The 26,231-nt window shown below is 53.1% G+C and carries 22 protein-coding genes and 2 pseudogenes; 12 read left to right on the top strand and 12 right to left on the bottom strand.

Annotated elements, in window-relative coordinates; genetic code table 11:
* Positions 1-2: 2 nt before the first annotated feature.
* Positions 3-1,757: a DNA repair helicase RadD gene (gene radD / locus H2P46_RS09405; protein WP_193405005.1), complete on the bottom strand. Its 1,755-nt coding sequence runs from the start codon at positions 1,755-1,757 to the stop codon at positions 3-5.
* Between the two features lie 155 nt (positions 1,758-1,912).
* Between radD and rsuA the strand changes: the two genes are divergently transcribed.
* From rsuA to H2P46_RS09420, 3 genes and pseudogenes are all read left to right on the top strand, one after another.
* Positions 1,913-2,632, top strand: coding sequence for a 16S rRNA pseudouridine(516) synthase RsuA (gene rsuA / locus H2P46_RS09410; protein WP_193404834.1), 720 nt, complete (start codon positions 1,913-1,915; stop codon positions 2,630-2,632).
* 11 nt (positions 2,633-2,643) lie between these two features.
* A pseudogene (locus tag H2P46_RS09415) lies at positions 2,644-3,837 on the top strand (Bcr/CflA family multidrug efflux MFS transporter).
* 327 nt (positions 3,838-4,164) lie between these two features.
* Positions 4,165-4,485, top strand: coding sequence for a YejG family protein (locus H2P46_RS09420; protein WP_193405006.1), 321 nt, complete (start codon positions 4,165-4,167; stop codon positions 4,483-4,485).
* Here the strand turns inward: H2P46_RS09420 and yejF are convergent.
* The 8 genes and pseudogenes from yejF to yeiP all read right to left on the bottom strand — a co-directional run bounded on the left by yejF (position 4,472) and on the right by yeiP (position 13,942).
* Positions 4,472-6,076, bottom strand: a complete 1,605-nt coding sequence (gene yejF / locus H2P46_RS09425; RefSeq protein WP_193404835.1) for a microcin C ABC transporter ATP-binding protein YejF — start codon at positions 6,074-6,076, stop codon at positions 4,472-4,474. The two genes, H2P46_RS09420 and yejF, sit on opposite strands and share 14 nt — an antisense overlap.
* Entirely contained in the window at positions 6,077-7,099 is a 1,023-nt protein-coding gene (locus tag H2P46_RS09430) for an ABC transporter permease (protein ID WP_193404836.1), read from the bottom strand.
* Positions 7,099-8,222 (bottom strand): annotated as a pseudogene (locus tag H2P46_RS09435) (microcin C ABC transporter permease YejB). The gene H2P46_RS09430 and the pseudogene H2P46_RS09435 overlap by 1 nt, the downstream one beginning before the upstream one ends.
* Positions 8,223-8,233: 11 nt before the next feature.
* Positions 8,234-10,039 carry an extracellular solute-binding protein gene (locus H2P46_RS09440; protein WP_193405007.1) on the bottom strand — a complete coding sequence of 602 codons (1,806 nt, stop codon included), beginning with the start codon at positions 10,037-10,039 and terminating at the stop codon, positions 8,234-8,236.
* 430 nt (positions 10,040-10,469) lie between these two features.
* Positions 10,470-11,045 (bottom strand): bifunctional murein DD-endopeptidase/murein LD-carboxypeptidase, encoded by a 576-nt coding sequence (gene mepS / locus H2P46_RS09445; protein WP_193404837.1) that lies wholly within the window; start codon positions 11,043-11,045, stop codon positions 10,470-10,472.
* A gap of 514 nt (positions 11,046-11,559) precedes the next feature.
* A complete protein-coding gene (locus H2P46_RS09450) occupies positions 11,560-12,267 on the bottom strand; it encodes a phosphatase PAP2 family protein (protein ID WP_193404838.1) in 708 nt (235 codons plus the stop codon).
* Between the two features lie 43 nt (positions 12,268-12,310).
* On the bottom strand, positions 12,311-13,291 hold the full coding sequence (locus H2P46_RS09455; protein ID WP_193404839.1) for a CobW family GTP-binding protein: 981 nt from the start codon (positions 13,289-13,291) through the stop codon (positions 12,311-12,313).
* Between the two features lie 78 nt (positions 13,292-13,369).
* Positions 13,370-13,942: an elongation factor P-like protein YeiP gene (gene yeiP / locus H2P46_RS09460; protein ID WP_193404840.1), complete on the bottom strand. Its 573-nt coding sequence runs from the start codon at positions 13,940-13,942 to the stop codon at positions 13,370-13,372.
* A gap of 163 nt (positions 13,943-14,105) precedes the next feature.
* Here yeiP and H2P46_RS09465 point away from each other — a divergent pair, with 163 nt between their 5' ends.
* The 4 genes from H2P46_RS09465 to fruA all read left to right on the top strand — a co-directional run bounded on the left by H2P46_RS09465 (position 14,106) and on the right by fruA (position 18,397).
* The gene (locus H2P46_RS09465; protein WP_193404841.1) at positions 14,106-14,360 is read left to right on the top strand and encodes a YkgJ family cysteine cluster protein; all 255 of its coding nucleotides are present in this window, start codon (positions 14,106-14,108) and stop codon (positions 14,358-14,360) included.
* 272 nt (positions 14,361-14,632) lie between these two features.
* Complete coding sequence (gene fruB / locus H2P46_RS09470; protein ID WP_193404842.1) at positions 14,633-15,763, top strand: fused PTS fructose transporter subunit IIA/HPr protein; 1,131 nt, start codon at positions 14,633-14,635, stop codon at positions 15,761-15,763.
* Entirely contained in the window at positions 15,760-16,698 is a 939-nt protein-coding gene (gene fruK, locus H2P46_RS09475; protein WP_193404843.1) for a 1-phosphofructokinase, read from the top strand. The genes fruB and fruK overlap by 4 nt, the downstream gene beginning before the upstream one ends.
* 16 nt (positions 16,699-16,714) lie before the next feature.
* Positions 16,715-18,397 carry a PTS fructose transporter subunit IIBC gene (gene fruA / locus H2P46_RS09480; RefSeq protein ID WP_193404844.1) on the top strand — a complete coding sequence of 561 codons (1,683 nt, stop codon included), beginning with the start codon at positions 16,715-16,717 and terminating at the stop codon, positions 18,395-18,397.
* A gap of 36 nt (positions 18,398-18,433) precedes the next feature.
* Here fruA and nfo read toward each other — a convergent pair whose 3' ends face one another.
* Both nfo and H2P46_RS09490 read right to left on the bottom strand, forming a co-directional pair.
* Entirely contained in the window at positions 18,434-19,279 is an 846-nt protein-coding gene (gene nfo / locus H2P46_RS09485; RefSeq protein WP_193404845.1) for a deoxyribonuclease IV, read from the bottom strand.
* Between the two features lie 54 nt (positions 19,280-19,333).
* Positions 19,334-20,389, bottom strand: coding sequence for a YeiH family protein (locus tag H2P46_RS09490; protein ID WP_193404846.1), 1,056 nt, complete (start codon positions 20,387-20,389; stop codon positions 19,334-19,336).
* Between the two features lie 103 nt (positions 20,390-20,492).
* Between H2P46_RS09490 and H2P46_RS09495 the strand changes: the two genes are divergently transcribed.
* The 5 genes from H2P46_RS09495 (at position 20,493) to H2P46_RS09515 (ending at position 25,349) form a co-directional block, all read left to right on the top strand.
* Positions 20,493-20,864, top strand: a complete 372-nt coding sequence (locus H2P46_RS09495; RefSeq protein WP_193404847.1) for a YkvA family protein — start codon at positions 20,493-20,495, stop codon at positions 20,862-20,864.
* An 18-nt stretch (positions 20,865-20,882) separates the two neighbouring features.
* On the top strand, positions 20,883-21,749 hold the full coding sequence (gene yieE, locus H2P46_RS09500) for a DNA-binding transcriptional regulator YeiE (RefSeq protein WP_193404848.1): 867 nt from the start codon (positions 20,883-20,885) through the stop codon (positions 21,747-21,749).
* Positions 21,750-21,874: 125 nt separating this feature from the next.
* Positions 21,875-23,341, top strand: a complete 1,467-nt coding sequence (locus H2P46_RS09505; protein WP_193404849.1) for an amino acid permease — start codon at positions 21,875-21,877, stop codon at positions 23,339-23,341.
* A gap of 146 nt (positions 23,342-23,487) precedes the next feature.
* On the top strand, positions 23,488-24,564 hold the full coding sequence (locus tag H2P46_RS09510) for a FecCD family ABC transporter permease (protein WP_193404850.1): 1,077 nt from the start codon (positions 23,488-23,490) through the stop codon (positions 24,562-24,564).
* Positions 24,561-25,349, top strand: coding sequence for an ABC transporter ATP-binding protein (locus H2P46_RS09515; protein ID WP_193404851.1), 789 nt, complete (start codon positions 24,561-24,563; stop codon positions 25,347-25,349). Before H2P46_RS09510 ends, H2P46_RS09515 begins: the two co-directional genes overlap by 4 nt.
* A gap of 28 nt (positions 25,350-25,377) precedes the next feature.
* Here H2P46_RS09515 and fghA read toward each other — a convergent pair whose 3' ends face one another.
* Positions 25,378-26,220 (bottom strand): S-formylglutathione hydrolase, encoded by an 843-nt coding sequence (gene fghA / locus H2P46_RS09520; protein ID WP_193404852.1) that lies wholly within the window; start codon positions 26,218-26,220, stop codon positions 25,378-25,380.
* Between the last annotated feature and the right edge of the window lie 11 nt (positions 26,221-26,231).

A 26,231-nucleotide genomic window follows, 5' to 3' on the forward strand; every position in this document is an offset into this window, starting at 1 on the left:
GATTATCCCAGCTCATTTGCCCGGCGAAAGCGGCCCTGATAATCAAATACTTTTTCACGGATCTGCCAGAAACGGCCTTTAGCCCGTGCCACGACGAAATCGGGATAACGCAGCAAGGGTTGCAAAGCCAGTACATCGGCGGCCGTTTGCCAGCCAAGCGGCACCCCTGGCGCACGCTGATGCGGACGCATAAACAGTTGTTCGAACGCTTTGCGCTGTCCGGCAGTTTGCAGGCGAAAGCGCTCGCTGACGTGGGTACCGTCCTCATCAAAATAGGTGGCTTTAAGCCATTCACCCTGGTTATCGCGCCCTTGCTCCAGCGTCATGCCGCCGCAGCGCAGCACTAAGGCATCTTTCAGTTTTAGCGCGGCTTTTAGCATGTCATCGGGATCGACAAGAATTTTGTCGCACTGATGGCAACGCCGCGCGGCGATGTCGCTTTCTGCCCCGCAATCCGGGCAACTTTTAAAACGAAAACGGTAATCACACTGCTCTCTTTCGCCATCGTCATCTTCCAGCACGCCCTGACAGCGACGACCAAAATGTTCGATAATCATGCCGTCGGCGGTCGTCTTGCCCCAAAAAGTATTGGCAAAACCGCAGGCCGGGCAAAACACCTGGACGGGCTGATTATCACTGGCGCCTTTGGGCATGCCGACTTCCGGTGTGAAGAGATCGTGCGGATTTCCCGCATAATCCAGAATAAGGCAATCAGTTTTACCGGGTGACAGGCGCAAACCACGTCCGACAATTTGCTGGTATAAGCTCACCGACTCGGTGGGGCGCAGAATAGCAATCAAATCAACATGGGGTGCATCAAAACCCGTGGTCAGCACCGCGACATTCACCAGAAATTTTAGCTGCTGTGCTTTAAACGCCACAATCAGCGCATCACGCGCTTTGGCGGGGGTTTCTGCTGATACCAGCGCGCTGTTGTCCGGCAGTAAGCGCAAAATTTCTCGGGCATGCTCTACCGTAGCCGCGAAGATCATTACGCCCAGGCGATCCGCCGCAAATTCGACGATCTGACGAATAATATGCGGCGTGACGCGCTGCTGCTGCTTCAGTTCGCGGTTGAGATCGGCGTCGCTGAACAAGCCGTTAGTCTGCACGCTGAGGCGACTAAAATCGTATTGTACTACCGGCATATCCAGCCGCTCTGGCGGCACCAGAAACTGATGCTTGATCATGTAACGCAGCGGTAATTCATAAATGCAGTCGCGAAACAGCGCTTTTTCATCGCCGCGTACCATGCCGTGATAATGGAAATGGTAAATCCAGCCTTTGCCGAGGCGAAAAGGCGTCGCGGTGAGACCGAGCAGTCGCAGTTGCGGATTGTGCTGTCGCAGGTGAGTAAAAATTAGCTGATACTGGCTGCTGCTGTCATCCCCGATGCGGTGACATTCATCAACGATCACCAGTGAGAAGGCGCTGTCGAATTGCTCAAGGTTACGCGCTACCGACTGCACGCTGCCAAACACAACTTTACGCTGGCTTTCTTTACGTTGCAGACCTGCGGCAAAAATATCCGCTTCCAGGCCGTACGCCTGATATTTGGCGTGGTTTTGTGCCACTAACTCTTTGACGTGAGCCAGTACCAGCACCCGGCCACGCGCCAGCCGCGCCAGTTCAGCAATCACTAAACTTTTCCCCGCCCCGGTTGGTAAAACAATAACGGCGGGTTCATGATGACGCCGGAAATATGCCACGGTGGCATTAACCGCGTCCTGCTGATAAGGACGTAAGGTAAAAGACATACCGATCACTTTTCTAAAACCGGTGGCAATTATGCCATGAAAGTGCAGCAAACGCTCTGTCAGGCGACGCCGGTTCAGGCTATACTTCCCGCTCAATTTCAACGGTTAAAAACACCGTTTCAGTTTCCCTCCGCAGTAACAGGCAAAACGAATTCATGCGACTTGATAAATTCATTTCTCAGCAGCTGGAAGTCAGCCGTGCCATCGCCGGACGCGAAATCCGTGCTCAAAAAGTTACCATCAACGGTGAAGTGGTACGCGATGCTGCCTTTAAGCTGCTGCCCGAACACGAGATAGAGTACGACGGCAATATATTGCAGATGCAAACAGGGCCGCGCTATTTTATGTTCAACAAACCGCAAGGTTATGTTTGCGCGAATGAAGATCCCGATCATCCCACTTTACTTTATTTCATCGAAGAACCGATGGCGTTCAAACTGCACGCCGCCGGCCGGCTGGACATTGATACCACCGGGTTAGTGTTATTAACCGATGATGGCCAATGGTCGCACCGCGTCACTTCCCCGCGTCATCACTGCGATAAGACTTATCGTGTGATGCTGGAATCGCCAGTCAGTGACGACACGGAAGCGCAGTTTGCCGCTGGCGTGCAGCTGCATGGCGAAAAGAATTTGACTCAGCCCGCGCAGTTGCAGGTGATTACCCCAACAGAAGTGCTGCTGACGATCTGCGAAGGGCGTTATCATCAGGTTAAACGCATGTTTGCCGCTGTCGGTAACCGTGTGGTGGAATTACATCGTGAACGGATTGGCGGGATTGTGCTGGACGATGATTTAGCGCCAGGCGAATACCGTCCGCTAACCGAAGAAGAGATTGCCAGCGTCGGCCTGCCCGACGAGTTAAAACAAAAATAACGGGAGCCTGTGTGCGCAAGGAAAAAAATTCACCGGTGGGTCTGGTGGTCATCCTCGGTTTATTAGCGATGTTGATGCCGTTATCGATTGATATGTACCTGCCTGCAATGCCGCAAATCGCGCGTGAATTTGCGGTATCGGCCGGCAGCGTGCAGATGACGCTTAATCTGTATATTCTGGGTTTTGCCGTGGGTCAGCTGGTGTACGGCCCGCTGGCTGACAGCTATGGCCGCAAACCGGTGATCTCCCTGGGCACATTGATTTTTGCCGGTGCGGCCGCCGCCTGCGCGCTGTCGCAATCCATCGATTAGCTGATTGCCATGCGCTTCCTGCATGGTTTATCTGCTGCGGCTGCCAGCGTGGTGATCAATGCGTTAATGCGTGACAGTTACTCGAAAGAGGATTTCTCACGCATGATGTCTTTCGTCATGCTCATCACTACCATCGCGCCGCTGCTGGCCCCGATTATGGGGGGCTGGCTGTTGCTGATTTGGAACTGGCACGCTATCTTCTGGTCACTTTCTGTGGCCGGGGTGATTACCGCTCTGCTGGTGGCGACACAGATCCGCGAAACCCTGAAACCTGAACAGCGCCAGCGTTTTCATCTGCGTACCACGCTGGGCAATTTTGTGACCCTGTTTCGCCACAAACGCGCGTTCAGCTACATGTTGTCGAGCGGCTTCTCTTTTGCTGGTTTGTTTACCTTTCTCAACGCCGGACCCTTTGTCTATATCGAACTCAACCATGTCTCGCCGCAAAGCTTTGGCTATTATTTTGGCCTGAATGTGGTGTTCTTATTTGTGATGACGCTAATCAACAGCCGCGCGGTACGCCGTTTTGGCCCGGTTGCGCTGTTCCGTTTAGGCCTGTTAATTCAGTTTTGCATGGGCATCTGGCTGCTGGTGGTGAGTGCGCTGAACCTGGGCTTTTTGCCGCTGGTGTTTGGTGTGGCGATGTTTATTGGCTGCGTGTCGATGGTGTCGTCAAATGCTATGGCGGTCATTCTGGATGAATTTCTGCATATGGCGGGCACGGCGTCATCGCTGGCTGGTACGTTGCGCTTCGGCGTTGGGGCATTATTGGGGGCATTACTGTCGCTTGCCAGCTTTAACAGCGCCTGGCCGATGGTCGGAACTATTGCTCTGTGCGCAACCCTTTCTGTCCTGCTGTTTTTCTATGCTTCCCGCCCGCGTGCCGCTGCCTGATTAGGCCACAGTCTGCATTGTACAATACAAAATTTTTTTATCATCGTCCTCAAAACTGAGGACGATGTTTCGCTTATGTAAAAAAATATAGCCAAAAAAAGTAATCATATTGCGTCTAAAATGATTGTTAAGTGCTGCTGAACGCGGTACATATAGCCTTAAATTGCGAGACCACTCGCAAAAAAATAATATTACCGACGCGCTTTATTTTGAAACGAGAAGGCAAACCTTGACGTCCGTATTCTATTTTGACCGGGAAAAGGGATTCACTGCGCTAGATGCCGTTCGTTGTGAATTAAGCGTTAATTTCTGGGGACATTAATGACAATGCTGCAACTTTCAGTTGTGCATCGCCTACCGCAGCGTTTCCGCTGGGCCAGCGATCGCCACAGCGCCATCGAAGCAGAGGATGGTGCTACAGATGAACAGGATGTGATTGCGCTGCGTCTGATCAGCCATGATGGCAAGCCCGCATGGGAAATTTTACATCAGCTTCAGGACGTGCTGGCCGCGATTCAGGTCGATTGCAAAGTCGCCGAATGTGAAGGGCAACCTTGCCTGTTTATTCAGCGCAGCGACGAAAGTGCGACCAATTGCTGTTTGAAGAACCAGGGCGTCGCCATTGCGGAAACTTTTAATGGTCACTAAATTGCGCCGAGGCGAGCAGCTCACGGGTATAGGCTTCGCCAGGCGTCGCAAACAATGTTTCACATTCACCCTGTTCAACCACTTCGCCTTGTCGTAGCACAATCAACTGATGGCAGAGCGTGCGCACGACGCCCAGGTCATGGCTAATAAACAGATAGCTTAGCTGATGCTGCTGCTGTAACCGGCGCAGTAGCGTCAGGATCTGTTTTTGTACGGAGCGGTCGAGTGAAGAGGTCGGTTCATCCAGCACAATGAGCTCCGGCTCCAGAATCAGCGCACGTGCAATAGCGATACGCTGGCGCTGTCCCCCTGAAAACTCAGCCGGATAACGGTGTCGGCTTGTCGTTTCCAGTCCCACTTCCTCCATCACCGCGATGACACGCGCTTCCTGTTGCGCCGGGCTGAGCATCGGCTGATGTACCGCCAGACCTTCAGCGATGATTTGTTGCACCGTCATGCGAGGATCCAGAGAAGAATTAGGATCCTGAAACACCACCTGGATCCGGCGACGCAGCGGCAATAACTGTTTGCGCGGTATCTGGTGCAGCGGATGACCATCGAACCAAATTTCCCCTTGTGCCGGAATCAGACGCAGCAGGGCCAGACCCGTGGTACTTTTTCCCGAGCCAGACTCCCCGACTAAGCCCAGACTTTCACCGCGTTTCAGGCTGAAGGTGAGATTATGTAGCGCAATTTTTTCGCCAACCTGACGCTTTAGCAACCCCTGGCGCAGCGGGAAGCTAACGCGCAAATTCTTCACTTTAAGAATCACCGGCGCGTCGGCGGCAAGCAGTAGGGCGTGACCTTCCGGCTCGGCGGCGAGCAACTGCTGGGTATAGGGATGTTGTGGCTGACTGAGCAGTGTCTGGCAGCGATTGTGCTCAACTACGCTGCCGTGACGCATCACGCTGACGCTGTCTGCCAGCTGGCGTACGATATTCAGGTTATGGGTAATAAACAGCATGCCCATATTGAGTTCACGCTGTAATTCGCGCAGCAGGTTGAGAATTTGCGCCTGAACCGTGACGTCCAGCGCGGTGGTCGGCTCATCGGCAATCAGCAGTTTTGGCTGAGTCAGTAATGCCATTGCAATCATTACGCGCTGACGTTCGCCGCCAGAAAGCTGATGGGGGAAATCATTAAGTCGCGAAGCTGGCTGGCGAATACCCACGCGATCGAGACAGCTAATGATTTCTGCTCGTGCTGCATTGCGCCGCATGCCACGATGTAGCGACAGCACTTCATATAGCTGTTTTTCAACGTTATGCAACGGGTTAAGCGACACCATCGGTTCCTGAAAAATCATCGCGATTTTGTTCCCGCGAATGGCGCGCAGTTCACGTTCATGGCGATGTAACAGATCTTGCCCTTCAAATAAGATTTCACCGCTGGGATAAGTTACCGACGACGCATGTAACAGGCGCATAACCGACAGCGCGGTAACGCTTTTACCCGAACCGGATTCACCAACCAGCGCCAGGGTTTCACCGGCATTGATCTGCAATGACACGTCATTCACTACCGAACGCAGCGTTTCTCCCTGGCGGAAAGCCACGGAAAGATGATTAACAGTAAGCAGCAACGATGACATTTAATTTCCTTTGCTGGGATCAAAAGCGTCGCGCACCGCTTCGCCGATAAAAATGAGCAACGACAATAAAATCGCCAGCGAGAAAAATCCCGCCAGCCCAAGCCACGGCGCCTGCAGATTGTTTTTGCCCTGCAATAACAGCTCACCGAGTGAGGGTGAACCGATGGGTAAACCAAAACCGAGGAAATCGAGCGAGGTGAGCGTAGTAATCGATCCACAAAGAATAAACGGCAGAAAAGTCAGCGTGGCGACCATCGCATTGGGCAGCATATGACGTAGCATGATACGACTATCGCTAACGCCCAGCGCCTGCGCCGCACGAATATAATCAAAATTGCGCGTGCGCAGGAATTCGGCGCGTACCACGCTGACCAGGCTCATCCAGCCAAACATCACCGTCACCAGCAACAGCCACCAGAAACCGGGCTGAATCACGCTGGAGAGCAAAATCAGTAAAAACAGCGATGGCATGCCCGACCATACTTCAATCAGCCGCTGCCCGACTAAATCTACCTTGCCGCCAAAATAGCCTTGCACTGCGCCCACCACGATACCGATTACGCTGGAGAATAGCGTCAGCATTAAGCCAAACAGCAGTGAAATCCGCGTGCCATATAGCAATCGAGCCAACACATCGCCGCCATTCGCGTCGGTGCCGAGCCAGTTTTGCTTTGATGGCGGCGAAGGGAAGGGGACCTGGCTGGCGTAATTGATCGTGCTGTCGCTAAAGCGGATCGGCGCCCATATCGCCCATCCTTGCTGCTCAATGCGCTGCTGCAACCACGGGTCCTGATAATCGGCCGCGGTGGCTAACGCTCCGCCAAAATCGGTTTCGCTGTAATTGAAAAACAGCGGCGCATACCAACGCTGCTGATAATGCACCAGCAGCGGCTTATCGTTGGCAATCAGCTCGGCCGCCAGTGACAACACAAAAATAATCAGGAAAAGCCAGAGCGACCAGTAACCACGGCGGTTATAACGAAAACGCTGCCAGCGCTGCTGATTCAGGGGAGACAAATGCATCAGCGGCCCTCGAAATCAATGCGGGGATCGACCAGCGTGTAGGTCAAATCACTGAGAATATTCATCAGCAGTCCGATCAAGGTAAATATATATAACGTGCCAAACATCACCGGATAATCGCGCTGAATAGTGGCGTCGTAACCCAGTAATCCCAGCCCGTTCAGTGAAAACATCACTTCAATTAATACTGAACTGGTGAAAAACATGCTGATAAAGGTGGCGGGGAAGCTGGCGATCACCAACAGCATGGCATTGCGAAAAACGTGATGATAGAGGATACGCTGTTCCGTCACCCCTTTGGCACGCGCGGTCACGACATATTGCTTGCGGATTTCATCAAGGAAGGCGTTCCTGGTCAGCATGGTCAAGGTGGCAAAGCCGCCAATCACCGTCGCCAGTACCGGCAAACTGATGTGCCAAAGATAATCCAGCGCTTTACCATACCACGGCAAGCTGTCGAACTGTGGAGAGGTCAGTCCGCGTAACGGGAACCAGTCGAGATAGCTGCCACCCGCGAGCAGCACAATCAGCATGATGCCGAACAGAAACGCCGGAATCGAATAGCCAATGATAATAAAGATGCTGCTCCAGACATCAAAAGTGCTGCCGTTGCGCACCGCCTTTTTGATGCCCAGCGGAATCGAAACCAGATAAATGATCAGCGTGCTCCATAACCCCAGGCTCATCGAAACCGGTAAACTCTCTTTGATCAGCTGCAGCACCGAGGCGCTGCGAAACAGGCTGTCGCCAAAATCAAAGCGCACGTAGTTCCACAGCATATCGACGTAGCGCTGCCACAGCGGCTTGTCGAAGCCGTAACGCTGTTTGATTTCTGCAATGACTTCCGGGTCGAGACCACGCGCGCCACGGTATTGATTATCTCCGGGATTGGCGTGACTGAAGCTGGCGCGCGCGCTATTATCACCGCCGCCGCCGCCGCCGCCGCCGCCGCCGCCGCCGCCGCCGCCGCCGCCAAACCGCTGGTTTGACCGAACTGAATATTGGCCAGCGCCTGATCGACCGGCCCGCCGGGCGCAATCTGCACAATGAAAAAGTTGAGGGTGATAATGGCCCACAAGGTAGGAATAATCAGTAAAATCCTGCGCAGAAAATAAGCCGCCAACTGCGTTCCCCTTAGCGTCGATCAGCCGGCAATCGTCCGGCTTTGTTCACGTCATACCACCAGTTATCCAGCCCGGTACTGTAAGCCGGTTTGATAGCAGGGTGTGAAAATTTATCCCAGTAAGCCAGCCGCTGTTCAGCATTGAACCACATGGGGATCATATAGGCATTCCATAGCAGGATGCGATCCAGCGCCCGGCCGAGCGGTAGCAGCGCGTCGGCGTTACCCTGCTGCGCCACGATTGCTTTCACGACATGATCGACGATGGGATCTTTCACCCTGGCGGTATTCCACGACGACTGAATATAATCTGACTGCCAGTTCATTTGCAGGTTGGTTGACGGCGTTGGCATGGCTAAATAGACCGACCCAATCATGTCGTAATCACCTTCACGCAGACGTCGCAGATATTGTGACGTATCCACCTGGCGCAGCGTGAGCGTGATACCCAGGCGTGCCAGGCTGTGTTGAAATGGCAGCGCCCATTCATTACTGCTGCCGCCGCGCAATAACAATTCAATAGTAAATGGCTGGCCCGTTTTATCATTAGTCAGTCGCTGATTTTTGATCGTCCATCCCACCTGCTTCAGTAGTGCCAATGCCTTAAGTAAACCAGCACGATCGTAGCCGCTGCCACTGGAGCGGGGCGGGGCATATTTTTCTGTGAACAATGCGGCCGGTAGTTGTGTTTTATACGGTGCCAGCAACGCCAGCTGATCGGCATCGGGATAACCGGATGCCGCATATTCAGTATTTTGGAAATAACTGCTGGTGCGTTTGTAAGCCCCATAGAACAGCGCTTTGTTCATCCACTCAAAATCAAAGGCTAAGCTCAGCGCCTGGCGCACGCGGCGATCGCTAAACTGTGGCTTTTCATTGTTAAAAGCCAGCCAGCGTGTGTCGGTAGAAGCATTATTTGGCGTGGTTTCTTTAATGATTTGATGATTGTCAAAGTTGCGCCCGCGATACTGCGTCGCCCATTTTTTGGCTGAAGATTCTTCGCGCAGATCAAACGCTCCGGCTTTAAACGCTTCAAAGGCCACGTTGTCATCAAGATAATAATCGTAACGCATGACATTGAAATTGAAACGACCACGATTAACCGGCAGGTTAGCCGCCCAGTAATTTTTTACCCGGCTGTACTCAATAAACTGGCCCAGCTTCCAGTTGCTGATGCGATAAGGTCCGCTCGACAGCGGCGGCGAACTCAGTGGCTCGTTGAATTTTTTATCCCGCCAGAATTTTTCAGGAATCACCGGTAGCGTCAGCAAACCGAGGATTAAATCTTTATCCGGTTTCGACACATCAATACGTACTGTCAGGCGATTTAATGCTGTAACGCGGACGCCTTTATACACCACACGAAATTGCGGTACGCCTTCGCGCATGAACTTTTTAAAAGTGAAGGCCACATCGCTGGCGGTGACAGGTGTACCGTCCTGGAATTGCGCACGTGGATTGATGTTAACTTCCATCCAGTGAAAATCGCTGGGATAACGTGCTGACTGCGCAATCAGCGGGTAATAGCTACCGGGCTCATCATCGGAAGTGGTAAATAAGCCGTCATACAGCGTGCCGGTGCCGACGCCGGGATTGCCGCGTGAAGCGTAGCGATTAAAGTTATCGTAGGTGCCAGTCACGGCCATGACGATTTTGCCACCCCTGGGCGCAGCGGGATTCGCGTAGTCATAATGCGTAAAGTTGGCGGCATACTTCGGCTCGCCCAGCTGAGCAAAGGCATAGCTTTCATGAATAGTGGCCGCCTGTAACGGGGCAACGAGCGTGCAAAGCAGCAAGATTACAAAGCGAAGCAGCATAAGCATGACATTCTTTTATCGGTTTCCGCCGCAAAGGTAGCAATAACCAAAGCATAACGGCAGATTAGGCGCTGTGAAACTGAAAATACTCGGGTTTAATCTGTATATCACCGTCACGCCTCGCATGGGTTAACAGGGAAATAAGCAGCCGATAAAAGCGAGCGTGGCAGAGAAATTAAAAGCTTGTCCTGTGATCTGCACAGATTTTTGGCAAAGTCAGCGCGTGAAGTCAATTTATGATGGATGACAGGGAGAGCAACGCACTGCTGCTTCAGTGTAAACGGCTAACTTACAGGAAAATAACCGTTATCCGGCGGGTTAATTACCTCCTTTCCGCATAGTGCTAAGGCTTGCAACAAAAGGCGAAAAAAAACGCTGCATCGGCAGCGTTTTAATGTTCTCTGGCTGAGAAGGTGCCCGAAACCGAGTTTTAACCTGGATTGCGGCTTAACACCCGGCGTCCTTCACGGTAGCGCTTCTTCCAGTAACTGTCGTTCAGGCTGGAGATCATCACACCGCTACTGGTAGACGCATGAACGAAATTATCGTTCCCAAGATAGATGCCAACATGACGACCAGTGGAACCTGCACGGAACAGGACAAGATCCCCTGGGCGCAACTTCGTACGGGAAATTTCTCTGCCGCTATCCTTCTGCTGAGAAGTTGAGCGCGGCAATTCTAAACCAAACTGTTCGCGAAAGGTACGCTGAACAAAGGCTGAGCAGTCAATACCCCGTTTGGTCTCACCACCAAGGCGATAGCGCACACCTTTCCAGACGGCATATTGATCCATGATACGCGACTTAACATCGACGTTGCGTACCATCTCTTCAAATTCATCCTGAGACGCTTGAAGTAAAAAACCATTCTGGTTGTTAACTTCATGTTTCTCGTTATTCGCGTTCTGACCGTTATGAGTACTACTACAAGCTGAGAGCAGAGTTGCCAGCGCCATTGCGGGCACAATCCGCCAGATATATCTCAGTATTGGTTGAGATTTGACCATTGTTCGGGTTTTCCTTCGATGTCCTTACGACAAGATTGTCGCCAGCCAGATGACAAAACGGAATGAGATTAATAAGCGAGTCAGCCTAAGACAATTCCTTAATTACTAAATTGTGTTAATGCCCACAATTTAACGATAAAAAAGACCGAATTTTCTGCTGCTGTTGCCTCATTGCGACTGAGGTTAACTGATTACAGACGCCGTGGCGAGTGCTTTTAGTCAAATTTTTATAGGTTTTTATGATGTGAAATCAATCTGTAACATGCTGGTTAATTTATTAGCAATTAACAGGAAATAATGGAGGGAATAGCAGAGGAAACTGGCGTTAATTCTCGTCCTGGCGGGTTTTTAAGAATGTTTACGCTGGACAACGCGGTCATCAGACGCGCTAGCCGCTAACACGGTCATAATCTTTTCTTTTAGTTCTTTTGCTTAGCTTGCTAATAATATATTTTCGTTTTTAATAAGCGCGGGCAGGTCAGTTAATCTCCGATTTAATGCCCGCGCTAATCAGTTACGCTTGTCGCTTATGTCTTGCAGGAAGCTTGCGATAAAACCAGTTCACCACCACATCGCTCGCTGGCGTTAATAGCCACCAGCTTAACCCCACCAGTATTATCGAAAGCGAACCGACGGCAACATCAGAAAACCAGTGCGCCCCCGCCATGATGCGTGGCAGAGCGAAGATAATCACAATAGCCGCAGCGATCAGAAATGGTCGAAAACCAAAATAGCGCCACATAAAGCAGGCAAAGATGATCAGCATCATGCCATGATCGCCAGGAAAACTGTTTTTTGATGCGTCCTTAGTAGGAATGCCCGTGAGTTCGCTGACGCGATGTACATTTTCAAAAAACAGCGTTGGGCTGGCATGTTGTACTGGCAATAAATGACCAAGCTGGTTGAGAACAACCGCCGTCAGCAGCATGGTGATGCCAATCGCCAACAGTTTGCGGCGACCTTGCGGCGTTTCACGACGCCAGAAAGTCAGGTAAAGCAAACCCATTGCCAGCAGTGAAATCAAATCAAAGCCACGGAAATTAGTCATCGCAACCAGCAAGGCAAAGCCTGGATGTGCGACCATCTGTTTGTTAAAACTAAAAAATATCGCTTTATCCACGCCAAACCAAAAACCGTGTTCAGGCGGTAAATACCAGGATAAAAACAACACAGCACCCAGTGCGTTAAGCAACAGGATTGTAATAAGACGGGAAGCGGCCATAATCCAACTCATAACTGAAAAACAACCGCAGAACCTAACCTGGTTAGGATAAACGGCACTTCAACAATGCGGATTGTAGTTTATTCCAGTTAACTGGCTCTGGCTGCGAATGGATCATCTCCACCCGACTGTCGAGGGGCGCGGTCGGGAGTGTTTCAATATGCCAGTCCTCGCCTTGACGATTAATGCTTACCGCGCCAGCCGCGATCCGCAACACACCTTTTACCCGATCAACGGGTGCCAGGCGTGCCCATTCCAGCAGCGGGATAGTGTCGAACACCGTTTCGCTATCAAAAATCCAGCCACAGGCAACGTAGCCCTGGCCTTCATTTAACGCACGACGCCAGCGCGATGGGCCTTCAGGACGTAGCGCAGCCATTCCGCTGGTAGAAGCTGAGGCATGATGATGTTGCGGCTGCGGAATATCGCGTGGCTGACCGCGCGGTGTGTCTAACAAAGCCGTTGAGATCTGACCAAATGCCGTGGTGACAAACGGGCGATCGGCAAGAAACTGTGTCTGCCAGCGCTGTAACGCCTGGCGATCGCTATCACTCCAGCGGTCGCTTTTATTTCCCACGATAATATCCGCAGCCACCAGCTGATCGCGAAAGTTTTCATTTGCCACTACGCGCGCATCGGAAAGCTGGCGTGCGTCAAGAAGCGTGATGGTGGCGTTGAGTTCTAACCAGTCCTGATAGACCGGCGAACTCAGCATTGTAAGCAACTGGCGTGGATGGCCCAGGCCAGTGGGTTCAATCAGCAGGCGATCCGGTTTGCTTTGTTTCAGCAGCATGTTCAGCCCCACCTGCATTGGCAGGCCGTTGACACAGCACATGCAGCCGCCTGGGATCTCTTTTAATGCCACGCCGTGACCGGCTAACAGCGCACCATCAATACCAATCTCACCGAACTCATTGACCAGCACCGCCCAGTTTTCGTTTTCAGGTTTGTGTGCCAGCAGATGGATCAGGGTGGTGGTTTTGCCGCTGCCAAGAAAGCCAGTGAGAAGGTTAACGCGCGTCATATGAAAAGCTCCGGTAGAAAATCGCCAACGGTAAGATGTTATCTTATAACATTATTCGTTGGCGAAAAGGCGGGGCAATTAATCTGCGCGACTCATATAGCGACGTTCAGCGACATGAATGCGGATGCGATCGCCATTGCTGAGGTATTCCGGCACCTGAATGCTTAAACCGGTACTCATACCTGCCGGTTTAGTGCGTGCGCTGGCAGAGGCGCCTTTAATGCCCGGCGAGGTATCAACAATTTCCATATCCACCGTCTGTGGCAGCTCTAACGCCAGCACCTGGCCATCCATCGTCAGCACATGGATGCCAGGTATACCGCCCTCAGGAATAAACAGCAGTTCCTCTTCAATCTGCTCTTTTTTGAAGGTGAAAGGCGTATAGTCCTCATCGTCCATAAATACATATTCATCACCATCGATATAAGAGAAGGTGACGCTGCGGCGGCTGAGCGAAATCGCTTCAACAATATCGTCGCCTTTAAAGCGCTCTTCTACTTTCATGCCGGTGCGAACATCGGTAAAACGCATTTTATACAGCGTCGCGGCGCCACGCGCGCTCGGGCTTTGAATATCAATATCTTTCACCAGTAGCAGCTTGCCATTATGGGTTACCGCCATTCCTTTTTTGATTTCATTGGCTTTTGGCATTGCAGTTCTCGCTTTCTCTGAGATTAAATTGCGCGTCACGTTACTCGCGCGGATGAAAACAGGCAATATGCCGCGCGGGAATTTTTATTTGTGCTGACAGAAGCATGGCAAAAAGTGTATTGGGCTGCTATTATCGCGACGAAATTTCCGGCCGGAGCGCAACATGCAATGTCGTAGCCAATGCGGCGCCTGCTGTACGGCGCCTTCCATCTCTTCGCCCATTCCGGGTATGCCAAATGGCAAGCCAGCAAACACGCCGTGCATCCAGCTTGATGACAATCTACGCTGTAAAATCTTTGCATCCCCTTTGCGGCCTGCGGTGTGTGCGGGCTTACAGCCGCAACCTGAAATGTGCGGTGTTTCGCGCCATGACGCCATGATCTTCCTGCTGAAGCTGGAAGCGGATACCGCGCCTTAATTCGCTGAAGTTTGCTGATTCTCCTGTCGTTGATGACGCTGTGGTTACAGCAAAGCGTCAGCATAAATTTAATAAACGCCTAAATAACCGGTGAAATGTGCGTAGCGTCAAAAATCTGGTATGCCGTTTGCGCATTTTCTTGCCTGCTTTCGTTCACTGCACCAGAATCCTTGAAACGTTTCAGCATCGTCTGCGAAGCCTTCCTGATCTTATTCAGAAAATGTTGCCGCCATTAAGCTGAAACGATTCAATTTCAGCAAGCGAGGAGAATTATGTTCCAGCTCGAGTTGCAGGCCATCCATACCGGAGCCAGTGCGCAAAACAAAGAAGACGCTATTCGTCAGGTTGCGGCAGCGCTTACCGCTGCAGGCAACGTGGCGGAAGATTACGTTAATGGGATGCTGGCGCGTGAACAGCAAACCTCGACGTTTCTTGGCAATGGGATCGCCATCCCCCACGGCACTACCGACACCCGCGATTTGGTGTTGAAAACCGGCGTCCAGGTCTTTCAGTTTCCCCAGGGTATTCGCTGGGGCGAAGATCAAACCGCTTACGTCGCGATTGGTATCGCAGCGAAATCTGACGAACACCTGGCGCTGCTGCGTCAGCTTACCCACGTATTGAGCGACGACAGCATTGCCGGGCAGCTTAAAACCGCATCAGCTGAAGATCTACGCGCGCTGTTGATGGGTGAAAAACAAGCCGCTGAATTCAGTTTTGACACCTCTTTGATCAGCGTTGAGGTTGCAGCCAATGACTTAATGACGCTGCAAGCGCTGAATGCGGGTCGTTTACAGGCTGCTGGCGTGGTTGATGCAGGTTATGTTGCCAGCGTGGTGACGACCGCGCCGTTAAGTCTCGGTCAGGGCATCTGGCTGAGCGACAGCGCCAGCGGTAACTTGCGCAGCGGTATCGCGGTAAGCCGTGCAGCAACCCCCTTCGACTATCAGGGCGAATCAGTCGCGATGCTGGTAAACGTGGCTGCTACCGACGATCGACCCTTAGAAGTGTTGGGCTATCTCAGCGCCTTGTTGCTGAACAAGAAAGCCGATCGTTTATTGAAAGCGGATGCTGCGGGCGTCTACGCGCTGCTGACCAGTGATGTTGATGAACAGGCCGAGGTGTTAACGGCCGAATTCACCATCCGTAACGAGCATGGTTTACATGCACGTCCAGGAACCGCGCTGGTCAGTGTGATCAAACAGTTTAATAGTGAGGTTACCGTCACCAATCTTGATGGCAGCGGTAAGCCAGCCAATGGCCGCAGCCTGATGAAAGTTGTGGCGCTTGGTGTCAAAAAAGGGCATCGCCTGCGTTTCGCCGTCAGTGGAGAAGATGCACAACAAGCGTTGACCGCAATTGAAGAAGCGATCAACAGCGGACTGGGCGAGGGGGCAGCATGAGCAGGCGCGTAGCAACCATCACACTTAATCCAGCCTACGATTTAGTCGGCTATACGCCGGAGATCGAACGCGGCGAAGTCAATCTGGTAAAAACCGCCGGATTACACGCGGCCGGTAAAGGCATCAACGTGGCGAAAGTGCTGAAAGATCTGGGTATTGATGTCACCGTCGGCGGTTTCCTGGGTAAAGAAAATCAGGACGGCTTTCAGCAATTGTTTAGCGAGCTAGGCATTGCTAATCGCTTTCAGGTGGTATCAGGCCGTACCCGCATCAACGTTAAACTCACCGAACAAACCGGTGACGTAACCGATCTGAATTTTTCGGGCTTTACTGTCAATCCGCAGGACTGGGATCGTTTTACCAGCGACTCGCTGACCTGGCTGGGTCAGTTCGATATGGTCTGCGTCAGCGGCAGCCTGCCGGAAGGCGTTGACCCCGACGCATTTACCCGATGGATGAGTGAGCTGCGCACGCACTGTCCGTGCATCATTTTTGACAGCAGCCGCGCCGCGTTGGTGGCGGGCCTGAAAGCCGCGCCGTGGTTAGTCAAGCCAAATCGTCGCGAGCTGGAAATCTGGGCAGGTCGCAAACTGCCAACGCTGCAGGATGTGATCGGTGCCGCACATGAGCTGCGTGAGCAAGGCATTGCGCATGTGGTGATTTCGCTGGGTGCTGAAGGCGCGCTTTGGGTGAATGCCTCTGGCGAATGGCTCGCCAAACCGCCGGTGTGCGAGGTTGTCAGCACCGTGGGCGCAGGCGATTCAATGGTGGGCGGCCTGATTTACGGCCTGCTGATGCGTGAATCCAGCGAACACACCTTGCGCCTTGCCACAGCCGTGGCGGCAATGGCCGTCAGCCAGAGCAACGTCGGTGTGTCCGATCGTACCCAGTTGGCCGCGATGATGGCGCGCGTCGACTTACAACCCGTTAACTGACAGCAGGAGAGCGATAATGAAAACGCTGCTGATAAAAGATCCTATACTCGGTCTGGCCTCTGCCTACATGGCAACACAGCGCCTTAGCGCGGCGGCTGCCCAGGCCGGGCTGACAATAACTGAGAAGCCTGCTGACGCTGAGCTGGTTATCGTTATCGGTAATCAGGTGCCCAATGACGCGACGCTAAATGGTAAAGCGGTATGGCTGGGCGATGTACAGCAGGCAGTACGCGCGCCAGAACAGTTTCTGCATCGCGCCAAAGACGAAGCCAAAACCTGGCAGACGGCCCCAGCCGCTTCCGCAGCGCCAGCGAATGCGCAAAAACGTATCGTGGCGGTAACGGCCTGTCCAACCGGCGTAGCACATACTTTTATGGCGGCCGAGGCGATTCAGGCGGAAGCATCCAAACGCGGCTGGTGGGTAAAAGTGGAAACCCGCGGTTCGGTCGGCGCCGGTAATGCGATTACCCCGGAAGAAGTGGCTACAGCCGATCTGGTCATAGTTGCGGCTGATATTGAAGTCGATCTGGCAAAATTTGCCGGTAAACCGATGTATCGCACCTCAACCGGTTTAGCGCTGAAGAAAACGTCTCAGGAGCTGGACAAAGCGGTAGCAGAAGCGAAACCGTACAAGCCGTCTGGCGCGCAAGGCAATAACAATCAGGAAGAGAAAAAAGAGGGCGCAGGCGCGTATCGTCACCTGTTGACCGGCGTCTCTTATATGCTGCCGATGGTCGTCGCGGGCGGTTTAAGTATTGCGCTCTCGTTCGCCTTCGGTATCACCGCGTTTAAAGAACAGGGCACGCTGGCTGCGGCATTGATGCAGATTGGAGGAGGCAGCGCCTTTGCTTTGATGGTGCCGGTACTGGCGGGTTTCATTGCCTTCTCCATTGCTGACCGCCCTGGCCTGACGCCGGGATTGATTGGCGGTATGCTGGCGACCAGTATTAACGCCGGTTTCCTGGGTGGCATCATCGCCGGTTTTATTGCCGGTTACGCTGCCAGACTGATCAGTAGTAAAGTGAAGCTGCCGCAAAGTATGGAAGCGTTAAAGCCAATCTTAATCATTCCGCTGTTTGCCAGCCTGATTACCGGCCTGCTGATGATTTATGTGGTAGGCAAACCGGTTGCAGGCATCATGAGCGGCCTGACCAGCTGGCTGGCGAATATGGGAACCGCGAACGCCGTGCTGCTGGGCGCAATCCTTGGCGGCATGATGTGTACTGACATGGGCGGCCCGGTTAACAAAGTAGCGTATGCGTTTGGTGTGGGTTTACTGAGTTCGCAAACTTACGCGCCAATGGCCGCGATTATGGCGGCGGGTATGGTGCCACCGTTGTCGATGGGGCTGGCAACGCTGGTTGCACGCCGCAAGTTCAGTAAAGGTCAGCAGGAAGGTGGCAAAGCTGCGCTGGTGTTGGGCTTATGCTTTATCTCCGAAGGGGCGATTCCGTTTGCGGCGCGTGATCCCATGCGTGTTCTGCCATGTTGCATTATCGGCGGCGCGGTAACCGGTGCTATCTCTATGGCGGTGGGCGCTAAACTGATGGCGCCGCACGGCGGCCTGTTCGTGCTGTTGATCCCTGGTGCTATCACGCCTGTACTGGGTTACCTGGTGGCGATTGTGGCTGGCACGGTGATTGCGGGCCTGGGCTACGCCGTATTGAAACGGCCTGAAGACGAGCTGGTCAAAGCGTAAACTTAAGATAAGGGAGCCGGTTGGCTCCCTTAGCATTTAGGTTGATTGTTCGGACTTCAGCCAGGCAATTTCATCTTTCCAGATAGCTGGGTTGATGGTTTCCAGAATCAGCGGAATGCCGTCGAATCGCGGATCTTTCATTAGCCAGCTAAATACCGTTTTACCAATATTGCCTTCACCGAGGCTGTTGTGGCGATCAACACGACTCCCCAGTTCACTTTTGGCATCGTTGAGATGCATCCCGCGCAGATATTTAAAACCGACAATGCGTTCAAATTCCGCAAAGGTGTCAACGCAGGCCTCCTCCGTACGCAAATCATAACCCCCCGCAAAAGCGTGACAGGTATCAATACATACGCCAACCCGCGATTTATCTTCAACGTGGTCGATAATGGTCGCCAGATGCTCAAAGCGAAAACCTAAATTGCTACCTTGACCGGCGGTATTCTCGATTACCGCTGTTACGTTGTGGGTTTTATCTAATGCCTTATTGATTGACTCGCCGATACGCTTCAGGCATGCCAGCTCATCTATCTGCTGCAAGTGGCTGCCAGGATGGAAGTTTAACAGCGTAAGGCCAAGCTGCTCGGCACGCTGCATCTCATCCAAAAACGCCTCACGCGATTTTTCCAGCGCTTCCATCACCGGATGGCCAAGGTTAATCAGATAGCTGTCGTGCGGCAGAATTTGCTGCGGGCCGTAATGATATTTTTCACAGGCGGCGCGAAAAGCATCGATGACCTGAGTCGAAAGCGGGGCGGCTTTCCACTGACGCTGATTTTTGGTAAACAGAGCGAAGGCGGTGGCTTCCAGCTCATGGGCGCGAATCACTGCCTGGTCTACCCCGCCAGCCGCGCTGACGTGTGCGCCAATATATTTCATGCCGATCTCCTGAAGTCGCTATGCACAGATGTGCCGGCATAATACCTGATGCGCTTAATCCATGAAATGTTGCACCAGCAGATTGATGCTGCCGCCGCCAACAATCAGCCAGACAAATATTATGGCCCCCAACAGCAGCGGTTTGATGCCGGCATCACGCAGTGCGCTGAAACGCGTGGTGAGGCCCAGCGCGGCCATTGCCATGGCCAGCAGCAGATTCGCCAGCTGATTCAGCATTGCTACTGCGCTTACCGGCAAAATATGCAGCGAGTTGAACATGGCGGCCAGCACAAACAGCAAGGCAAACCACGGAAAGGTCACCGGTCCACGCGACTGTGTGCCGCGCTGATGGCGACGCAGTACGCCGCCGAGACATAACAGAAACGGTGCCAGCATCATCACGCGCAACATTTTGGTAATCACCGCGCTGTTTTCCGCATCCGCTCCCATCGCATGACCCGCCGCAACCACCTGCGCCACTTCATGAACCGTTGATCCGGTAAAAATACCAAACTGCGTCAGGCTGAGAGCAGGATACAGGCTCTGAACCAGCGGCCACAGCAGCGGATAGACAAAAATGGCTAACGTACCAAACAGCACGACGGTAGCAACCGCCACCGCCACTTTCGACGGGGCAGCTTTAACGACCGGTTCTGTTGCTAATACGGCTGCGGCGCCACAAATGCTGCTCCCTGCGCCAATCAGCCAAACAGTTTCGCGATCCAGCTTTAGTAATCGTCGGCCGATCAGGCAGGTCATTAAGAAGGTGCTACTTAATGTCAGCGTATCAATAACAATGCCGCTGACGCCAATATCCATGATTTGCTGCAACGTAATACGAAAGCCAAACAGGATGATGCCAAGTCGCAGCAATTTTTGTTTCGCTAACACCACACCCGCATCACAGCGTGATGCCAGCGGTGAATAGACACTGTTGCCCACTACGATGCCCAGCATGATAGCCAGCGTCAGCGCCCCTAATCCTAACCCGCTTAACCACGGCTGTTGTGCCAGCCAGGCCGCCGCAGCGCCAATCGAGGCGGTCAGTAATAAGCCGGAAAGCCAGTGCTGGAAGGGCAAATGCGTTTTGTGAATACTGAATTCGGCCATAATCGTTGCTCCTGATTGAAACCCGATCATGACGCTGTCTGGCTTAAAAGAGAAATTGATAATATATTTAATATTAACCGCTATAAGTGATAAGGCAGAAGATATGCTGTTTGGACGACTTCGCCGTTGGGCCAGTTTAATTAAAAAAGATGTTCTGATTCTGTGGTTCGCCTGCCGCGATCCGCGCACACCCTGGTGGTTCAGAATAGTCGCTGTAGGACTGGCTGCCTATGCGATCAGCCCGATTGATTTCATCCCTGACTTTATCCCGATCGTTGGCCTGCTGGATGACGCCATTATTATTCCGCTGGGGGTGATGATTTTGCTCAGGCTGCTGCCGCGTGAAATCCATAGCAGCGCCGCCGGGCGGGCCGAAGTTCAGCGCGCGCGTGGTAAAAAAGTGGTGGGCGGGTTCGGGTTACTTTTGGTGTTGCTTATCTGGCTCGCCGTGGTGATTTATTTTGTGAAGCATTAAGTAATATGAGGAAAACGCATGCATATTACGCTGCGTCAGATTGAAGTGTTTACGGAAGTATTAAAAAGCGGTTCGACAACCCAGGCTTCACAGATCTTAGCATTATCGCAGTCTGCGGTGAGCGCCGCGCTGGCGGATCTGGAAGGGCAGCTTGGCGTGCAGCTGTTTGATCGCGTGGGCAAGCGGCTGGTATTGAACGAGCATGGCCGCTTACTCTATCCGCGTGCGGTAGGATTACTGGAGCAGGCGGGTGAAATTGAGCAGCTGTTTAAAGAAGATAACGGTGCGATACGTATCTTCGCCAGCAGCACCATTGGCAACTATTTACTGCCGGGAATGATGGCGGGGTATCGTCGTGACTTCCCCGGATTACCGCTGGAACTGAGCGTCGGAAATAGCCAGGACGTTATTAATGCGGTATCTGATTTCCGTGTCGATGGCGGCTTGATTGAAGGCCCCTGTCACATGTCTGATCTGGTCAGTGAAGCCTGGCTGGAAGACGAGCTGGTGGTGTTTGCCGCGCCAGACGCCGGGATTTTGCAGCAGCCGGTTACGCTGGATACGCTAGCCTCCGCGCCCTGGATCCTGCGCGAGCGCGGTTCCGGCACCCGTGAAATCGTCGATTATCTGCTGTTGTCGCATCTGCCTGCCTTTCAACTTGGCATGGAGCTGGGTAATTCGGAAGCCATCAAACACGCCGTTCGTCACGGCATGGGCATCAGCTGTTTGTCGCGTCGGGTAATAAGCGATTTGCTTGAAGCCGGCACGCTGGTAGAGCTGCAAATCCCGCTGCCACGGCTGACGCGCACCCTTTATCGCATCCATCATCGGCAAAAACACATTTCAAAAGCGTTAACGCGTTTTCTCTCTTATTGTCGGGAATAACTCAGGGGCTGGCTAATAATGTAAGGGAAATTATGAAGGTAACTTATAACAGCGCACCTTTGCTATACAGAGCAGGCTTAGCTGCTACAATCGCGCCTCATTTTTACCTGACGTAGCGTTTACATATGCATAACGACTCAAATACAACACAACAACCTGCGTTAAAACGTGCGTTGAAAGCGCGTCATCTGACGATGATCGCCATTGGCGGTTCCATAGGAACCGGTCTGTTTGTGGCTTCTGGCGCCACCATTTCACAGGCGGGACCCGGCGGGGCGCTGCTCTCCTATGCGCTGATTGGATTGATGGTCTATTTTCTGATGACCAGCCTTGGCGAGCTGGCGGCATTTATGCCGGTGTCCGGTTCTTTTGCTACCTACGGCGCGAAATATGTTGAAGAAGGCTTTGGTTTCGCCCTGGGCTGGAATTACTGGTACAACTGGGCGGTCACCATCGCGGTTGACCTGGTCGCATCGCAACTAGTGATGAACTACTGGTTCCCGGATACGCCAGGCTGGATCTGGAGTGCGCTGTTCCTCGGTTTGATGTTTCTGCTGAACTACATCTCGGTGAAAGGGTTTGGTGAAGCGGAGTACTGGTTTTCGCTGATCAAAGTCGCCACTGTTATCATTTTTATTGTGGTTGGCGTGCTGATGATTACTGGCATTATGCGCGGCGCAGAGCACGCGGGCTGGCATAACTGGCAGGTTTGCGATGCGCCATTTGCGGGTGGATTTGCTGCGATGATTGGCGTGGCAATGATTGTTGGTTTCTCCTTCCAGGGCACCGAGCTGATCGGTATCGCGGCGGGGGAATCTGAAGATCCGGCGAAAAACATTCCGCGCGCAGTACGCCAGGTATTCTGGCGAATCCTGCTGTTCTATGTGCTGGCTATCCTGATTATCAGCCTGATCCTGCCTTATACCGATCCGCAATTGCTGCACAATGACATCAAAGATATTAGCGTCAGCCCGTTTACCTTAGTGTTCCAAAACGCCGGTCTGTTGTCGGCAGCAGCGGTAATGAACGCAGTGATCCTGACAGCAGTATTATCTGCGGGGAACTCAGGCATGTACGCCTCAACGCGTATGCTTTATAACCTGGCGAGCGAAGGTAAAGCGCCGCGTATTTTCGCCAGGCTGTCAAAAGGTGGCGTGCCGCGCAACGCGTTATGGGCAACCACCGTGGTGGCCGGGCTGTGTTTTCTCACCTCAAAATTCGGCAATCAGGAAGTGTATCTCTGGCTGCTGAATACCTCCGGCATGACCGGTTTTATTGCCTGGCTGGGTATTGCTATCAGCCATTATCGCTTCCGTCGGGGTTACGTCGCTCAGGGCCGCGATCTGAATGCTTTGCCATACCGTTCCGGCTTCTTTCCGCTCGGGCCGATCTTTGCCTTTGTGCTGTGCTTAATTATCACGCTGGGGCAAAACTATCAGGCCTTTCTCAACGACAGTATTGACTGGTACGGCGTGGCGGCAACGTATATTGGCATTCCGCTGTTCCTGATTATCTGGCTGGGTTACAGGCTGGTGCGCAATAGCCGTTTCGTGAAGTACAGTGAAATGGAATTTCCCCAGCATCAGGACTAACAATGTCGGACTGAAAAAAGCGCGGTGCATTCACACCGCGCTTTTTTGTTTTAAGCGCACGGTTTACCTTATCGAATTGAGAAGAAGGATTACCTAAACTAGCGTGGCTGCGTTTACTGTCCCGCTCGCCACCACGGGGTTTAAGCATGACAACGGAATCTTCACCGGTCGCGGAAAGCGATCAACATTACAGCACCATGTTTCGCTACCAGCGGCTATTGCGCCGCCGCATGTTGTGGATTGGCGTGTTGCTGTTGGCCATTGTGGCCTCGCTTGTTCTCGACTTCACTCTCGGCCCGGCTGGGCTTTCACTGCCTACGTTAGGAAATGCGCTGCTGCATCCCGACAACGTGGATGCCGGAACGCGCGTTATCGTCTGGGATATTCGTCTGCCCTATGCCTTGATGGCCATCATCGTCGGCTTTTCGCTTGGCCTTGCAGGGGGTGAAATGCAAACCATCCTGAATAACCCGCTGGCAAGCCCCTTCACGCTGGGAGTTTCCTCTGCTGCTGCCTTTGGTGCAGCGCTGGCGATTATTTTAGGCATTGGCCTTCCCGGTATCCCTGCACAGTGGTTTATTTCTGCCAATGCGTTTGTGTTTGCGCTGTTTGCCGCGCTGATGCTGGATGGCGTCACGCGCTGGAGCCGCGTTTCTTCGTCTGGCGTGGTGCTGTTTGGCATCGCGCTGGTATTTACGTTTAATGCGTTGGTCTCAATGATGCAATTTATCGCCAGCGAAGAGACCTTGCAGGGGTTAGTTTTTTGGACCATGGGAAGTCTGGCCCGCGCGTCGTGGGAAAAACTGGGTGTGCTCAGCGCGGCCTTCATCATTCTGATGCCATTCTCAATGTTAAGTAGCTGGAAGCTAACCGCACTGCGCCTGGGTGAAGACCGTGCGGTAAGTTTCGGGATCGACGTGCGTCGTTTGCGCCTCGCAACATTGCTGCGCATTAGCATTCTTTCTGCGCTGGCGGTGGCATTTGTGGGACCGATTGGCTTTATCGGCCTGGTTGCGCCGCATATTGCCCGCCTGATGTTTGGCGAAGATCACCGCTTTTACCTGCCAGCCAGCGCGTTAACCGGCGCGCTGGTGCTGTCGGTGGCTTCGGTGGCCGCTAAAAATCTTATTCCCGGCGTGATTATTCCGGTTGGCATTGTGACTTCGCTGGTGGGCGTGCCGTTCTTCCTTAGCACTATTTTGCGCCATCGGGGGAATGTATGAAGGAAGGGCTGATTTTACGTGGCGTTAACGCGGGTTACCCGAAACGAAATGTGATTAACAATCTCGACGTGGCAGCCTTGCCGCCAGGTAAAATCACGGTGCTACTCGGTCCGAACGGCTGCGGCAAGTCAACGTTATTACGCGCGCTGGCAGGTCTGAATCGGGGACGCGGCGAGATGTGGCTGAATGGCGAAGAGTTAATGAAACAGCCCTTTGCTCGCCGGGCGCAACGCGTGGTGTATTTGCCGCAGTCGCTGCCAGCGGGCGTACATCTGCATGTGCTGGAATCAGTGATTGTGGCACAGCGCGCATCAGGGGGAGCGTATCGCGCCGCCAGCGAAGCGGAAATTATGCATCTGCTGGCGCAGTTAGGCATTGCGCATCTGGCGATGCGTTATCTCGATCAGCTCTCAGGCGGTCAGAAACAGCTGGTTGGCCTGGCGCAATCGCTGATTCGCCGTCCAGAACTGCTGTTACTGGATGAGCCGCTCAGCGCGCTGGATTTGAATTACCAGTTTCACGTGATGGATCTACTGCGGCGCGAAACCGCCCAGCGCAATATCGTGACGGTAGTGGTGTTGCATGACATCAATATCGCGTTACGTCATGCGCAACATGCGCTGATGCTGAAAGAGGGCAGGTTAATCGCCGAAGGTCAGCCAGACAACGTGATTACGCCGGACACGCTAGCGCAAGTTTATGGCATTAAAGGACGGATAGAACACTGTTCGCGTGGCGTACCGCAGGTGATGATTGATGGGTTAGTGACAGAAGGGCTGATATAACAAGGGCCGAAAACCGGCCCTTACAGCTCTACACCAGCAAATGTTGCGCATGAAAGCGCAGGTGATCTTCCACAAAGCTGGCGATAAAAAAGTAGCTATGGTCGTAGCCCGGTTGAATACGCAGCGTAAGGGGGAAATTCATCTCCTTAGCGATCGCATCCAGACGCTCCGGCTGAAGCTGGTCGGCCAGGAACTGATCGCTGTCGCCCTGATCGATCAGAATCGGTAACCGGTGCTGCACTTCACGCATCAGCTGGCAACTGTCATATTCACGCCATGCCGTGCGGTCCTCGCCCAGATAAGCCTGAAACGCTTTTTGTCCCCATGGAACTTCAGCTGGATTCACAATGGGCGCAAACGCAGAAGCCGAAGCAAAGCGCCCGCCAAGACGCAGCGCCAGCATGAGCGCGCCGTGTCCTCCCATTGAATGTCCCATGACTGACTGACGTTCGCTGACCTTAAAATTGTTCGCGATCAGAGCAGGCAATTCCTGGCTCAGGTAATCGAACATGCGGAAATGGCTCGACCAGGGCTGTTGTGTGGCATTGAGATAAAATCCCGCCCCCTGTCCCAGATCGTAACCTTCATCGTTCGCCACCCGATCGCCGCGCGGGCTGGTGTCCGGCATAATCAGCATCAATCCCAGCTCCGACGCTACGCGTTGCGCACCGGCTTTGGTCGTGAAATTCTCATCATTGCAGGTTAGCCCGGCAAGAAACCAGATTACCGGCGGCGGGGCGTCGCCTTTTGGCGTTGGCAGGTAAATACTAAACGTCATCGGGCAGTTCAGTACGTCCGACTGATGACGCCAGCGCTGCTGCCAGCCGCCAAAAATACGATGTTCTTCCAGAAGCTCCAGTGAGGATGCCATAACCTCTCCTG

Origin of the sequence: Mixta mediterraneensis (assembly GCF_014946725.1) — a bacterium.
In the GTDB taxonomy this organism is placed as follows: Bacteria; Pseudomonadota; Gammaproteobacteria; order Enterobacterales; family Enterobacteriaceae; genus Pantoea; species Pantoea mediterraneensis.